This window comes from Streptomyces sp. NPDC055025 (assembly GCF_053608565.1).
Genome location: NZ_JBSGVS010000001.1, coordinates 135,061 through 151,801, shown reverse-complemented (window position 1 = coordinate 151,801; position 16,741 = coordinate 135,061). Strand labels below are relative to the sequence as shown.

At 69.7% G+C, this 16,741-nt stretch carries 2 protein-coding genes; both read right to left on the bottom strand.

The window, feature by feature from the left end; translation table 11 throughout:
- Positions 1–63: 63 nt before the first annotated feature.
- Positions 64–5,526: a type I polyketide synthase gene (locus ACWGDX_RS00565; protein ID WP_453621010.1), complete on the bottom strand. Its 5,463-nt coding sequence runs from the start codon at positions 5,524–5,526 to the stop codon at positions 64–66.
- Between the two features lie 183 nt (positions 5,527–5,709).
- A complete protein-coding gene (locus ACWGDX_RS00560; RefSeq protein WP_453621008.1) occupies positions 5,710–16,662 on the bottom strand; it encodes a type I polyketide synthase in 10,953 nt (3,650 codons plus the stop codon).
- Between the last annotated feature and the right edge of the window lie 79 nt (positions 16,663–16,741).

Genomic DNA, 16,741 nt, shown 5'->3' with positions numbered 1-16,741 from the left:
GCCTCGACGACCTTTTCATAAGGAGCACTCACTTGAAATCCCCAACCGTCAGGTGCCGCAGAGTCACTTGTCGCCGAGCGCCAGCTGCACAAGATCGTCGACGTTCAAGTCGGCGATCGCGGTCTCATCATCGGCGTCGTCCACCATGCCGATCGGCGTTTCGTGGTCATTGAGTTCAACCAGCCTGACCAGGGCGTCCAACAGTCCAGCCGCCCGGACCCGGGCGAGTGGGAGCGATGCGAGCCCGCGCCGCAGCCGTGCCTCGTCCACGTCCGGGCCGGCCGTGACGCCGTCGGGGAACACTTCGCGGTGGAGATAGCGGGCGAGGGCGAGCGGGTTGGGGTAGTCGAAGACGATGGTGGCGGCAAGCTTGAGGCCGGTCGCCCCACGAAGACGGTTACGCAACTCGACCGAGGTGAGCGAGTCGAACCCGGCATCCTTGAACGCCGTCTCCGCCCCGACCTTCGCGATCCCCGCATGACCAAGAACCATCGCCACATGACCACGCACAAAATCAAGCAGCAACGCTTCCTGCTCCTGCGATGTGAGCCCCGCAAGCCGGACAGCAAGACCGCCACCACCATCCCCCACCCCTGCCTGCCTGTCCCCCGCCCGCACCCGCCGCCGTCCGCCATGCACCAGACCACCCAAAAGCCCTGGAAGACCCCCACCGGCCACAGCATCAGCGCGCAGCCTCCGCAGATCCAGCTTGATCGGCACCACCAGAGCCGCGGAAACCCGCAGAGCCACGTCGAACAACCCCATCCCCTCCGCGGGCGCGATAGGCAGGATGCCGCCACGGCTCATGCGGGCCTGGTCGACCTCACCCAGGTGGGCGGTCAATCCGGTGCTCTGCTCCCACAGGCCCCAGGCCAGCGACACCGCAGGCAGGCCCGCCGCCCGCCGCCGGTGAGCCACCGCGTCGAGATAGGCATTGGCCGCCGCGTAATTGCCCTGCCCCGCCGCACCGATCAAACCCGACGCGGAAGAGAACACCGCGAACACCGACAGATCCATGTCCCGCGTCAGCTCGTCCAGATGTCCGACGGCCGCCACCTTCGGCCCGAACACATATGCCAACCGTGCCGGCGTCAGCGCGCCGATCACACCGTCGTCCAACACACCAGCGGTGTGGACAACACCGGTCAGCGGATGCTGCGCCGACACAGAACCCAGAAGCGCGGCCACCGCATCCCGGTCAGCGACATCACACGCCGTCACAGTTACCGATTCGGCACCCAACTCGCCGAGTTCGGCGGCCAGCTCCCGCGCCCCCTCGGCCTCCAGACCACGCCGGCTGACCAGAACCAGATGCCGCACACCGTGCTCAGCCACCAGGTGCCGGGCCAACAACGCACCCAGCGAACCCGTACCACCCGTAACCAGAACCGTCCCCTCGGAGTCGAAGACGGCGGGGACATCAGAGATGTCGGGGACGGCGGCACCGCTCGTGTCACGGACCAGACGTGGCACGGACAACACCGTGCCCCGCACAGCGACCTGGGACTCACCGGTAGCGAGCACAGCAGCGAGGACCGGCCCCATTTCGACGCCGGTGACATCAAGGCCGGAACCGGCAGCAATGTCGAGCAGAATGATCCGGTCGGGATTCTCGCTCTGGGCAGCCCGGACCAGACCCCACACAGCGGCACCGGCCGGATCGGTGACATCGCCGTCCCCACCAGCCGGCACCGCACCCCTGGTAACCACCACCAGCTTGCCGCTCTCAAAAGCCGGGGCCACCAGCCAGGCCTGAAGCACACCCAGCGCCCTGCCCGTCAGGGCGAGCACCTCATCGGCGTCGTCAGCCCCGTCCCCGTAGGCCTCCAGGACGGCCACGGCCGGAGCATCGACGGCCAGGGCGGCCACATCTTCGGCGGTGGCGACCGGTACCCACGACGGCACCATCTCCGGATCCAGGCCAGACACGGGCAGTTCGGCCCACTCCACCCGGAACAGGGAGCCGTCCTCGCCCGCCGCACCGGCCACCGCCCCCAACCGCTCGGCGGAGACCTCCCGGAACACCAACGAGTCCATGCTCAGGACAGGTTCACCAGTCTCATCGGCCGCCTGCAACGACAGCACATCCGGCCCGGAAGACACCAGCCGCACCCGCAACGCCGAAGCACCAGCCGCATACAACACCACATCGTTCCAAGAAAACGGCAGCACAGTCCGCGACCCGCCCACCCCACCAGCAACCTCATCCGGCCGAACAAGCCCCCTGGCATGCAGAGCAGCATCAAACAACGCGGGATGAATACCGAACCTGACAGCATTGTCCCGCTGCTCGTCAGGCAGGACGACTTCCGCAAAAACCTCCTCACCCCGCCGCCACACCGCACGCAGCCCCCGAAACGCCGGACCAAACGCATAACCCCGACCAAACATCTCCTCATAAAACCCACCGACATCGAGCGGCACCCGCTCCGCACCGACCGGCGGCCAGACCGAGACATCAAAGCCGGCCATACCCGTACTCCCCGCCAAGACCGACCCCAGCCGGCCAGTAGCATGACGGGTCCACACATCACTGCCGTGATCCCCGGCGGTGTCCTCAGACGCCGAGTACACAGTGACAGCACGGCTACCGTTCTCCTCCAGGCCACCGACCGCGACCTGGACACGGACACCACCCCGCTCCGGCACCACCAGCGGCGCCTCGATCACCAACTCCTCCACCACACCGCAACCAACCTCGTCACCAGCACGAACCGCCAGCTCCACCAGACCCGTACCCGGCACCAGCACAACCCCACTCACCGCGTGATCGGCCAACCAGGAATGCGTCCGCAGAGACAACCGCGACGTACACAGGACACCACCGGTCTCCGGCACCGCCACCACCGCACCCAACAACGGATGATCAACACCCGCCTGACCAAGCGCAACAGCGTCAACAACAGGAGCAGAGCGCAGCCAATAATGCTGGTGATCAAAGGCATACGTCGGAAGCTCAACGTGTGAAGCACCAGCAACCGGCAGCGTTGCCGCCCAGTTCACGACCACACCCCGAACGAAGAGTTCGGCCATCGAGACCAGCAACCGGCCCAGGCCGCCCTCCTCACGACGCAGCGAACCACCGACCACGGCCTCTGAGTCGGCCTGGTCGACGATCTCGCTGACCGGCTGCACCAGAACCGGGTGAGCGCTCGACTCCACGAAGACGGTGTGGCCGCCGGCCAGCAGGTCGGCGATCGCGGGACCGAAACGGACTTGGCCACGCAGGTTCCGGTACCAGTAACCACCGCCCAGGACATCCGCCTCCCGCACCCACTCGCCCGTCACCGTCGAGTAGAAAGGAACCAGCGGCGCCTGAGCACGGATGTCGGCGAAGGCGGTTGTCAGTACGTCCTCGATCGCCTCCACATGCCGGGTGTGGGACGCGTAGTCGACCGCCACCCGGCGCACCCGCACACCCTCCGCGGCAAGGACATCGAGAGCTTCATCGAGGGCTTCGGCATCACCGGCGACCACCACCGACGCCGGACCATTGACCGCCGCCACCTCCACCCGGCCCGCCCACCGCTCCAGCCACCCGGCCACCTCAGCCTCGGACAGCGCCACCGACGCCATACCACCACGACCCGCCAAATCACCCGCAATCACCCGACTGCGCACCGCCACAATGCGAGCAGCATCCTCCAGCGACAACGCACCCGCCACACACGCCGCGGCGATCTCACCCTGCGAATGACCGACCACCGCATCCGGCACCACACCCACCGACGACCAGACGGCGGCAAGGCCGATCATCACAGCGAAGCTCGCAGGCTGCAGCACATCCACGCGCTCCAGGAGATCGGCCGGAGCATCCCCTCGCAGCACATCCACCAGCGACCAGTCCACCCACCGCTCCAACGCCGCCGCGCACTCAGCGATCCGCTCCGCGAACACCGGTGAGGAATCGAGGAGTTCGCGACCCATACCGGCCCACTGCGAACCCTGCCCCGGAAACACCAGCACCGTCCGCCCCGAGGCGGAGGCCGGCGACAATCCGCCAGTGACCACACCAGGATGGGACTCACCCCGCGCCAGCGCCTCCAGACCCGCCACAGCCTCACCCCGCGAGCCGGCCACAACCACCGCACGCTGGGACAACACCGCACGCTGAGCGACCAACGCCGCGGCCACGTCCGTCAGGGGCACCTTCTCGCCGGACTCCACAAAGGACGTCAACCGCTCGGCCTGGCCCGCCAGGGACCCGGCACTCCTCGCCGACACCACCAGCGGCACCACACCCTCATCGGTCCCCGCCGGCCCAGGCCCGACAGGCTCCGGCACTGCGGGCTGCTCTTGCGGGGCCTGTTCCAGGATCAGGTGCGCGTTGGTCCCACTGACACCGAAGGACGACACACCAGCACGGCGCGGCCGACCGGTTTCTGGCCACTCCCGGGACTCGGTCAGCAGCTCGACCGCGCCCGCGGTCCAGTCCACCTTCGCCGACGGAGCATCGACATGCAGCGTCGGCGGCATGACCCCGTACCGCAGCGCCTGCACCATCTTGATCACACCAGCCACACCGGCCGCGGCCTGGGTATGACCGATGTTCGACTTCAACGAACCCAGCCACAACGGCCGGTCCTCGGGCCGGTCCTGCCCGTACGTAGCGATCAGCGCCTGCGCCTCGATCGGATCACCCAGAACCGTGCCCGTGCCGTGCCCCTCCACCACATCCACATCCGCCGTCGAAAGACCCGCATTGGCAAGCGCCTTACGGATCACCTGCTGCTGCGACGGACCATTCGGCGCCGTCAGACCATTCGACGCGCCGTCCTGATTCACCGCGCTGCCACGGATCACCGCGAGCACCCGATGCCCACGCCGCCGAGCCTCCGACAACCGCTCCAGAACCACCACCCCGACGCCCTCGGCCCAGCCGGTGCCATCCGCGGCATCCGAGAACGCCTTGACCCGGCCGTCGACGGCGAGGCCGCCGTGGCGCGAGAACGCCACGAACGCCCCCGGCGTCGCCATCACCGTGGCCCCGCCCGCCAGCGCCAGCGAGCACTCCCCCTGCCGCAACGCCTGCGCCGCCAGATGGATCGCGACCAGCGAGGACGAACACGCCGCGTCGACCGTCACCGCCGGACCCTCAAAACCGAACACATACGACACCCGGCCTGAGGCCACACTCGTCATCGCCCCCGTGCCGATAAACCCTTCCAGTTCCGTCACGCTGAAGGCGTACCCCTGTTCCATGACGCCGGAGAACACCGCGACCTCTTGGCCCTTCAACGTCCCCGGGTCGATCCCGGCCCGTTCCAACGCCTCCCACGAGGTCTCCAGCAACAACCGCTGCTGCGGATCCATCGCCAGCGCCTCACGCGGCGAGATCCCGAAGAAACCCGCGTCGAACTCCCCCGCCTCATACAGGAACCCACCCCGGGGCACATAGGAGGTGCCGGCCTGGCCCGGGTCGGAGTCGAACGAGCCCTCCACATCCCAGCCACGATCGGACGGGAAACCGGACATACCGTCCCGGCCCTCGCTGACCAGCCGCCACAAATCCTCCGGACCCGCCACACCACCGGGCAGACGGCACGCCATACCCACAACCGCAACCGGCTCCAACTTCTCGGCCTCAAGCTCCAGCACACGCTGATGGGAACGGCGTGCCTCTGCGAGGGTGCGCTTGAGATAGTCGCGAAGCTTGCTTTCATCTGCCATCGGGGTTCAGCTCCTAGAGGCTGTGACAGTCGGCGGTTGCTAGTTGCCGAACTCGGTGTCGATCAGGTCGAAGAGTTCGTCGTCCGAGGCGGCATCGAAGTCGAGCTCCTCCTCAGCGGGCGGGGTTCCGTTCGCCAGCGACCAGGAGGCCAGAAGGCCCTGAAGCCGGGCTGTCACTTGGGCGCGGACCGAGTCGCCGGCGGGCGTCCCGACCAAGATGGCATCGAGCCTGCTCAGTTCAGCCAGCAGCGGATGCGTTTCGGCCACGGATTGCGTTGTGGTCCCGAGTTCGCGGTGGAGATAGCGGGCGAGGGCGAGCGGGTTGGGGTAGTCGAAGACGATGGTGGCGGCAAGCTTGAGGCCGGTGGCCCCACGAAGACGGTTACGCAACTCGACCGAGGTGAGCGAGTCGAACCCGGCGTCCTTGAACGCCGTCTCCGCCCCGACCTTCGCGATCCCAGCATGACCGAGGACCATCGCCACATGACCACGCACAAAATCAAGCAGCAACGCTTCCTGCTCCTGCGATGTAAGCCCCGCAAGCCGGACAGCAAGACCGCCACCACCATCCCCCGCCCCTGCCTGCCTGTCCCCCGCCCGCGCCCGCCGCCGTCCGCCATGCACCAGACCACCCAGAAGCCCTGGGAGACCCCCACCGGCCACAGCATCAGCACGCAACCTCCGCAAATCCAGCTTGATCGGCACCACCAGAGCCGCGGAAACCCGCAAGGCCACGTCGAACAACCCCATCCCCTCTGCGGGGGTGAGGGGCAGGATGCCGCCGCGGCTCATGCGGGCCTGGTCGATCTCGCTGAGGTGGGCGGTCAGGCCCGTGTTCTGCTCCCACAGGCCCCAGGCCATCGAGACACCGGGCAGGCCGGCGGCCCGCCGATGGGCCATGAGCGCGTCAAGGTAGGAGTTGGCAGCGGCGTAGCTGCCCTGGCCTGCGGAACCGAGCAGAGCGGCCGCGGAGGAGAAGACGGCGAACGAAGCGAGTTGCGGAGCGAGTTCACGGGTCAGCTCGTCCAGGTGACGGACGGCGGCGACCTTCGGGGCGAAGACTCCCTCGATACGTTCCGGCGTCAGCGCGCCAATCACACCGTCGTCCAACACACCAGCGAGGTGAACGACACCAGTGAGCGGATGCTCGGCAGGTACGCCCGCCAGAAGAGCCGCCACCGCGTCCCGATCGGCGACATCACACGCGGAGACCGTCACCACCGCACCCGACTCACCAAGCTCCGCAACCAGTTCGGCCGCACCCCCCGCACCAGGACCGCGGCGGCTGACCAGCAACAGATGCCGCACACCATGCGCCTCGACCAAGTGCCGAGCGACCAGAACGCCCAGAGAACCGGTACCACCCGTAACCAGAACCGTCCCCTCGGAGTCGAAGACGGCGGGGACATCAGAGATGTCGGGGACGGCGGCACCGCTCGTGTCACGGACCAGGCGTGGCACGGACAACACCGTGCCTCGCACGGCGACCTGGGACTCACCGGTAGCGAGCACAGCGGCGAGGACCGGCCCCATTTCGACGCCGGTGACATCAAGGCCGGAACCGGCGGCAATGTCGAGCAGAACGATCCGGTCGGGATTCTCGCTCTGGGCAGCCCGGAGCAGACCCCACACAGCGGCACCGGCCGGATCGGTGACATCGCCGTCCCCACCAGCCGGCACCGCACCCCTGGTAACCACCACCAGCTTGCCACTCTCAAAAGCCGGGGCCACCAGCCAGGCCTGAAGCACGGCCACGACGCGGGTGGTCAGGCCGAGCGGGTCCTCGCCGTCTCCGGACGTCGCCGCGAGGACGGCGACCGGCGGCAGAGTCTCGCGGGCGGCGAGCGCCATCACGTCGTCGACAGTGGCGAGAGGCGCCCAGGAGGCGGGAGCGGCGGCACCCTCGGAGGCTGGCAGCGGCGCCCACTCCACCCGGAACAGGGAGCCGTCCTCGCCCGCCGCACCGGCCACCGCCCCCAACCGCTCGGCGGAGACCTCCCGGAACACCAACGAGTCCATGCTCAGGACAGGTTCACCGGTCTCATCGGCCGCCTGCAACGACAGCACATCCGGCCCGGAAGACACCAGCCGCACCCGCAACGCCGAAGCACCAGCCGCATACAACACCACATCGTTCCAAGAAAACGGCAGCACAGTCCGCGCCCCGCCCACCCCACCAGCAACCTCATCCGGCCGAACAAGCCCCCTGGCATGCAGAGCAGCATCAAACAACGCGGGATGAATACCGAACCTGACAGCATTGTCCCGCTGCTCGTCAGGCAGGACGACTTCCGCAAAAACCTCCTCACCCCGCCGCCACACCGCACGCAGCCCCCGAAACGCCGGACCAAACGCATAACCCCGACCAAACATCTCCTCATAAAACCCACCGACATCGAGCGGCACCCGCTCCGCACCGACCGGCGGCCAGACCGAAACATCAAAACCGGCCATACCCGTACTCCCCGCCAAGACCGACCCCAGCCGGCCAGTAGCATGACGGGTCCACACATCACTGCCGTGATCCCCGGCGGTGTCCTCAGACGCCGAGTACACAGTGACAGCACGGGTACCGTTCTCCTCCAGGCCACCGACCGCGACCTGGACACGGACACCACCCCGCTCCGGCACCACCAGCGGCGCCTCGATCACCAACTCCTCCACCACACCGCAACCAACCTCGTCACCAGCACGAACCGCCAACTCCACCAGACCCGTACCCGGCACCAGCACAACCCCACTCACCGCGTGATCGGCCAACCAGGAATGCGTCCGCAGAGACAACCGCGACGTACACAGGACACCACCGGTCTCCGGCACCGCCACCACCGCACCCAACAACGGATGATCAACACCCGCCTGACCAAGCGCAACAGCATCAACAACAGGAGCAGAGCGCAGCCAATAATGCTGGTGATCAAAGGCATACGTGGGGAGATCGACCTGGGTGGCGGCGGCAATGGCCGGGAGGACACCCGCCCAGTCGACGGGGACGCCCCGGACGAAAAGCTCGGCCATCGAGACCAGCAACCGGCCCAGGCCGCCATCGTCACGACGCAGCGAACCACCGACCACGACACGAGACCAGACCGTGTCATCCGCCTCGTCCACGATCTCGCTGACCGGCTGGACCAGGACGGGGTGAGCGCTCGACTCCACGAACACCGAGTAACCCTCACCCAGGAGGTCGGCGATCGCGGGACCGAAACGGACCTGGCCACGCAGATTGCGGTACCAGTAACCACCGTCGAGGACACCCGCCTCCTTTACCCACTCGCCCGTCACCGTCGAGTAGAAAGGAACCAGCGGGGCCTGAGCACGGATGTCGGCGAACGCCTCACCCAGGATCTCCTCGATCGCCTCAACATGCCGGGTGTGGGAGGCGTAATCCACCGCCACCCGGCGCACCCGCACACCCTCCGCGGCAAGGACATCGAGAGCTTCATCGAGGGCTTCGGCATCACCGGCGATCACCACCGAGGACGGACCATTGACCGCAGCCACCTCCACCCGGCCCGCCCACCGCTCGATACGCCCGGCCACCTCAGCCTCGGACAGCGCCACCGACGCCATACCACCCAGGCCCGCCAAATCACCCGCGATGACCTGACTGCGTACCGCCACAATCCGGGCAGCGTCCTCAAGCGACAACGCACCCGCCACACACGCCGCCGCTATCTCACCCTGCGAATGACCCACCACCGCATCCGGCACCACACCCACCGACGACCACACCGCCGCCAAACCCACCATCACCGCAAAACTCGCCGGCTGCACCACATTCACCCGCTCCAACACCCCAGCCGGAACATCCCCCCGCAACACATCAACGAGCGACCAGTCCACCCAAGGCTCCAACGCCGCCGCGCACTCAGCGATCCGCTCCGCGAACACCGGTGAGGAATCGAGGAGTTCGCGACCCATGCCGGCCCACTGCGAACCCTGCCCCGGAAACACCAGCACCGTCCGCCCCGCGACCGCGGCCGGCGACAATCCGCCAGTGACCACACCAGGATGGGACTCACCCCGCGCCAGCGCCTCCAGACCCGCCACAGCCTCACCCCGCGAGCCGGCCACAACCACCGCACGGTCGGAGAGCAGCGCCCGTCGTGTCATCAGCGTCGCCGCCACGGCGTCCAGCGGCGCGGTCTCGGACGTCTCCGCCGTCTCAAGGAACGAGGCGAGGCGTGCGGCCTGCCCTGCCAGGGATGCCGTCGAGGCGGCGGACACAACCAGCGGAACCACTCCGGCGGTCGATGCGGCCGGCGCCGCGGGCTGCTCCTCCGGTGCCTGTTCCAGGATCAGGTGCACGTTCGTGCCGCTGATGCCGAAACTTGAGACACCGGCGCGGCGCGGCCTGCCCTCCTCCGACCAAGCGCGGGCCTCGGTGAGCAGTTCGACCGCGCCCGCCGTCCAGTCGACCTGGGGCGTCGGCTCCGTCACGTTGAGCGTGGGCGGCATGATGCCGTGTCGGAGCGCCTGCACCATCTTGATCACGGCGGAGACACCGGCCGCGGCCTGCGTGTGACCTACGTTGGACTTGAGCGAGCCCAGCCAGAGCGGGCGCTCCGGGTCCCGGTCCCGGCCGTACGTGGCGAGCAGGGCCTGCGCCTCGATGGGGTCGCCGAGCTCCGTGCCGGTGCCGTGCGCCTCCACGACGTCGATGTCGGCCGCGGCGAGGCCACCGTTGGCGAGCGCCTTGCGGATGACCCGCTGCTGCGAGGGCCCGTTGGGGGCGGTCAGGCCGTTCGAGGCGCCGTCCTGGTTCACGGCCGAGCCGCGGACGACGGCGAGCACCCGGTGGCCGCGCCTGCGGGCCTCCGAGAGGCGTTCCAGGACGACGATGCCGACGCCCTCGGACAGGATGGTGCCGTCGGCACCGGCCGAGAACGCCTTGACCCGGCCGTCGGCGGCGAGGCCGCGCTGGCGCGACATGCCGCGCAGGCCGATCGGTGAGCCCATGACGGCGACACCGCCTGCGAGGGCGAGCGAGCATTCACCCTGACGCAGTGCCTGGGCAGCGAGGTGGATGGCGACGAGGGACGAGGAGCAGGCCGTGTCGACGGTCACCGCGGGGCCCTCGAAGCCGAACACGTACGACACCCTGCCGGAGGCCACGCTACCGGCGGTGGCCGTCGTGACGAAGCCTTCGAGTTCGTCGGGCATGTTGCTGAGGGAGTCGACGTAGTCGTGGATGGAGACGCCCGAGAAGACACCGATGTTGTCGCCGCGCGCGGAGAGGGGGTCGATGCCGGCCCGCTCCAGGGCCTCCCACGAGGTTTCGAGGAGGAGCCGCTGCTGTGGGTCCATGGCGAGCGCCTCGCGCGGCGAGATGCCGAAGAAGCCGGGGTCGAACTGGGCGGCGCTGTGCAGGAATCCGCCCTTGTGGACGTAGGCCGTGCCAGGCTTGTCGGGGTCGGCGTCGAACAGGCCGTGGAGGTCCCAGCCGCGGTCGTCCGGGAGGGCCACCATGCCGTCGCGGCCCTCGGCCACGAGACGCCAGAGGCTGTCGGGGTCGTCGACGCCGCCGGGCAGGCGGCAGGCCATGCCGACGATGGCGATGGGCTCGTCGGGCTCGGCGGGGACGGTGGGGGTGGCGGTGGCGGTGGCACCGGCCGTGTCGTCGCCGAGCTCCTCGCGCAGGTAGCGGGCGAGTGCCAGCGGGGTGGGGTAGTCGAAGATGAGGGTGGCGGGGAGCTTGACGCCGGTGGCGGCGCCGAGCCGGTTGCGGAGTTCGACCGCGGTGAGCGAGTCGAAGCCGATCTCGCTGAACCCTCGTGTGCCCTGGGCGAGTTCGGCGGCGTTGAAGCCGAGGACCGCGGTGGCTTCGGCCTGCACAATGCCGAGCAGGACGGCTTCCTGTTCGGCCTCGGGCAGTCCGGCGAGGCGCCGGAACAGGTCACTGCTGTCGCCTGCGCCGGCGCGTGCGAGGCGCCGGCCACTGCGCACCAGGCCGCGCAGCAGGTGCGGGACGGTGCCGCCGGAGGCCGCGTCGGCACGCAAGGACCGCAGGTCGAGCTTGATCGGTACGAGCAGGGTGTGTTCGGCTCGCAGGCCGGTGTCGAGCAGGGCGAGGGCCTCGGCGGGGGTGAGTGGCAGGATGCCGCCGCGGCTCATGCGGGCCTGGTCGATCTCGCTGAGGTGGGCGGTCAGGCCGGTGCTCTGCTCCCACAGGCCCCAGGCCATCGAGACACCGGGCAGGCCGGCGGCCCGCCGATGGGCCATGAGCGCGTCGAGGTAGGAGTTGGCAGCAGCATAGCTGCCCTGGCCTGCGGAACCGAGCAGAGCGGCCGCAGAGGAGAAGACCGCGAACGAAGCGAGTTGCGGAGCGAGTTCACGGGTCAGCTCGTCCAGGTGACGGACGGCCGCGACCTTCGGGGCGAAGACTCCCTCGATACGTTCCGGCGTCAGCGCGCCAATCACACCGTCGTCCAACACACCGGCGAGGTGGACCACACCAGTGAGCGGATGCTCGGCAGGTACAGCCGCCAGAAGATCCGCCACCGCGTCCCGATCAGCGACATCACACGCGGAGACCGTCACCACCGCACCCGACTCACCAAGCTCCGCGACCAGTTCGGCCACACCCCCCGCACCAGGACCCCGGCGGCTGACCAGCAACAAATGCCGCACACCATGCGCCTCGACCAAGTGCCGAGCGACCAGAACGCCCAGGGAACCGGTACCACCCGTAACCAGGACGGTGCCCCCGGGGGCGAAGGCGTACGCACTCTCGGTCTTGGTCTCGGCACCGGCGTCGGCGTCGACGGCGGGCTCGGTCTCAACGGCGGCGGGCTCGGTCTCAACGGCGGGCTCGGTCTCGACGGCGGCCGCGCGTACCAGACGCGGGGCGGACAGGGCCGTGCCGCGGACGGCGACCAGCGGCTCCGCCGTGGCCAGCACGGGCCCCAGGACGGGACCCGCTCCGGCGGAGCCGGCGGGGTCGAGGTCGACGAGCACGATGCGATCGGGGTTCTCGGCCTGGGCGGCCCGGACCAGACCCCACACAGCGGCACCGGCCGGGTCCGTGACGTCAGCGTCGCCGCCCGCGGGCACCGCACCCCGGGTCACGACGACGAGAGATACGGCGTCCAGGGCAGGTGCGGCGGCCAGCCACGCCTGGACCACGGCCACGACGCGGGTGGTGAGGCCGAGCGGGTCCTCGCCGTCGCCGGACGTCGCCGAGAGGACGGCGACCGGCGGCAGGGTCTCGCGGGCGGCAAGCGCCATCACGTCGTCGACAGTGGCGACAGGCGCCCAGGAGGCGGGGGCGGCGGCGCCCTCGGGGGCTGGCAGCGGCGTCCACTCCACCCGGAACAGCGAGTCGCGGCTCTCCCGGCCGGCCGCGCCGGCGCCGAGCTGCTCGGCGGTGACCGGCAGGGATACCAGCGAGTCCATGGTCAGGACGAGGTCGCCGGTCTCGTCGGCGGCCTGGAACGAGAGCGCGTCCGGGCCGCTCGGGGCGACTCGTACGCGCAGGGCGGAGGCGCCCAGGGCATGCAGGACGAGACCGTTCCAGGCGAAGGGCAGAACTCTGCGGTCGTCGTCGGGGTTGGCGAAGGCGTTGGTGTGCAGGGCGGCGTCGAGCAGGGCGGGGTGGATGCCGAACCGGTCGGCGTTCTCGCGCTGCTCGGGCGGCAGGACAGCCTCGGCGAACAGTTCGTCGCCGCGCCGCCACACGCCGCGCAGGCCTTGGAAGGCCGGACCGTAGGCGTATCCGCGGGCGGCCAGATCCGGGTAGAAGTGGTCGATGGCGACGGGCCGCGCGCCGGCCGGGGGCCAGACGGCGAAGTCGACGGCGGGCGTCGTGCCGTCGGTCCAGGCGGCGTTGGAGAGCAGGCCGGTGGCATGCCGGGTCCATCCCCCCTGTCCTGCCTCGTCGGAGGTCTCCTCGCGGAGGGAGTAGACATCCACGGTGCGCGAGCCGTTGGGGCCGGCGCCGCTGACGGCGACCTGGATTCGGACGCCGCCCTGCTCGGGCAGCACGAGCGGTGACTCGATGACGAGTTCCTCCAGGACACCGCAGCCGAACTCGTCGCCGGCTCGGACCGCCAGATCGACGTAGATGGTCCCGGGTACGACGACCGCGCCCGCGATGGCGTGGTCCGCGAGCCACGGGTGGGTGCGCAGGGAGAGTCGGGAGGTGAGGACCAGACCGTCGGACTGTGGCAGCGGGACCACCGCGCCGAGCAGCGGGTGGTCGGTGCCGGTCAGGCCGAGCGAGGCGGCGTCGTCGGCGGTGCCGGTCAGCTGGATCCAGTAGTGCTGGTGGTCGAAGGCGTATGTCGGGAGGTCGATGCGGCCAGCGTCGGCTCGGGCCGCAAGGACGCCGCTCCAGTCGACGTGGACGCCTCGGACGAAGAGCTCGGCCATTGAGGTGAACAGGCGGCGCGGGCCGCCGTCTTCACGGCGCAGGGAGCCGGTCACGACGGCGTCGGCGTCGGCGCCGACCACGATCTCGCTGATCGGCTGGACCAGGACGGGGTGGGCGCTGGACTCCACGAACACGGTGTGGCCGTCGGCCAGGAGGTCGGCGATCGCGGGACCGAAGCGGACCTGCCGGCGCAGGTTGCGGTACCAGTAGCCGCCGTCGAGGACACCCGCCTCGCGAATCCACTCGCCGGTCACGGTGGAGAAGAATGGCACGGCAGGAGCCTGGCCGCGGATGTCGGCGAAGGCCTCGCTCAGGATCTCCTGGACGGCTTCGACATGCCGGGTGTGCGAGGCATAGTCGACTGCGATGCGGCGCACGCGTACGCCTTGGTCCTCCAGCGCGTCGAGGGCCTCGTCGAGGGCTTCGGCGTCACCGGCGATCACCACTGACACTGGACCGTTGACCGCCGCGACCTCGATCCGGCCGGCCCACCGCTCCAGACGCTCGACGCCCTCTGCCTCGGACAGCGCCACCGACGCCATACCGCCACGGCCCGCCAGACTTGCGGCGATGACCTGACTACGTACGGCCACGATGCGGGCGGCGTTCTCCAGGGACAGCGCGCCCGACACGCACGCGGCGGCGATCTCACCCTGCGAGTGACCGACCACCGCATCCGGCACCACACCGACCGACGACCAGACGGCGGCAAGGCCGATCATCACAGCGAAGCTCGCAGGCTGCAGCACATCCACGCGCTCCAGGAGATCGGCCGGAGCATCCCCTCGCAGCACATCCACCAGCGACCAGTCGACCCACCGCTCAAGCGCCGCCGCGCACTCAGCGATCCGCTCCGCGAACACCGGTGAGGAGTCGAGGAGTTCGCGACCCATGCCGGCCCACTGCGAACCCTGACCCGGAAAGACGAGAACGACCTTTCCGGCCCCGCCCGGCGTCGACGCGCTGCCGACGGCCACCGCGCGTGCGGCTTCGCCGCGCGCCAGCGCGCCCAGGCCCGCCAGGGCCTCCTCGGGCGAGTCGGCCATGACGACGGCGCGCTCGGCGAGCGTCGCCCGGCCGGTGGCCAGTGCGGCCGCCACGTCGGCGAGCGCGACCGTGCCGGACGCCTCGACGAACGAAAGCAGACGCTCCGCCTGGCCGGTGAGCGAGGCGGCCGTGGCCGCCGACAGCACCAGCGGCACCACGCCGTCGACCGCTGGAGCCGGAGAGGGGCCGGAGGCGGTTTCCGCGGCGGGCTCTTCTTCCAGCGCCTGCTCCAGGATCAGGTGGGCGTTCGTACCGCTGGCACCGAACGAAGACACACCGGCCCGGCGCGGCCGGCCCGCCTCTGGCCACGCGCGGGCCTCCGTCAGCAGCTCCACCGAGCCCGCCGTCCAGTCCACCTGCGAGGTGGGGGCGTCGACGTGCCGGGTGGCGGGCATGACACCGTGCCGCAGCGCCTGCACCATGTTGATCACCGCGGCCACGCCGGAGGCGGCCTGGGTGTGGCCGATCACCGACTTGACCGAGCCGAGCCACAGCGGCCGGTCCTCCGACCGGTCCTGGCCGTACGTAGCGATCAGGGCTTGCGCCTCGATCGGGTCACCAAGAACGGTGCCGGTGCCGTGGCCCTCGACCATGTCGATGTCGGCCGTGGTGAGGTCGGCGCTCTCCAGCGCCTTGCGGATGACGCGCTGCTGCGCGGGTCCGTTGGGCGCCGTCAGGCCGTTGGAAGCGCCGTCCTGGTTGAGGGCGGAGCCGCGGATCACCGCGAGGACCCGGTGTCCGTTGCGGCGTGCCTCCGACAGCCGCTCAAGCAGGATCACACCTGCGCCTTCGGCCCAGCTGGAGCCGTCCGCGCAGGCCGCGTACGACTTGCAGCGGCCGTCGAAGGCGAGGCCGCGCTGCCGGGCGAAGCCGACGAACCCGCCGGGGGTCGCCATCACGGTGGCGCCGCCGGCCAAGGCCATGGAGCACTCGCCCCGCCGCAGTGCCTGGGCGGCCAGGTGGATGGCGACCATGGAGGAGGAACACATGGTGTCGACGGTGACGGCGGGGCCTTCGAGGCCGAGTGTGTAGGCGACCCGTCCCGAGGCGACGCCGCCCGCGGTGCCGAGGGCGCGCTCCAGGCTGAGGAAGCCTTCGAGGCCGCTGAGGTCGGGCGCGTAGTCCTGGTGGACCATGCCGGCGAACACGCCGATGTCAGTGCCGCGTACGGAGTGCGGGTCGATGCCGGCTCGTTCGAGGGCCTCCCAGGAGACCTCGAGGAGCTGCCGCTGCTGAGGGTCCATCGCGAGCGCCTCGCGCGGCGATATCCCGAAGAACGCGGCGTCGAATTGGCCGGCGTCGTGCAGGAACGCGCCCTCGCGGACGTACGTCGTGCCGGGGTTGTCCGGGTCGGGGTGGTAGAGGCCCTCCAGATCCCAGCCGCGGTCCTCGGGGAAGGTGGTGTAGACGTCGGTGCCGTCGGTCACCACCCGCCACAGGTCCTCGGGGGTGCGTATGCCGCCCGCGTACCGACAGGCCATCGAAACGATCGCGATGGGTTCGGCCGAGGACTCGGAGAGACGCTGGTTCTCCTGCTGGAGCCGCGTGTTCTCCTTGAGCGAGGCACGCAGTGCGTTGACGATCTGCTCGTCCGGTGCCGTCATCTCGGTAGGTCCTCCGTCTTTGTCGCTGTCGGTAAACCAAATGTCG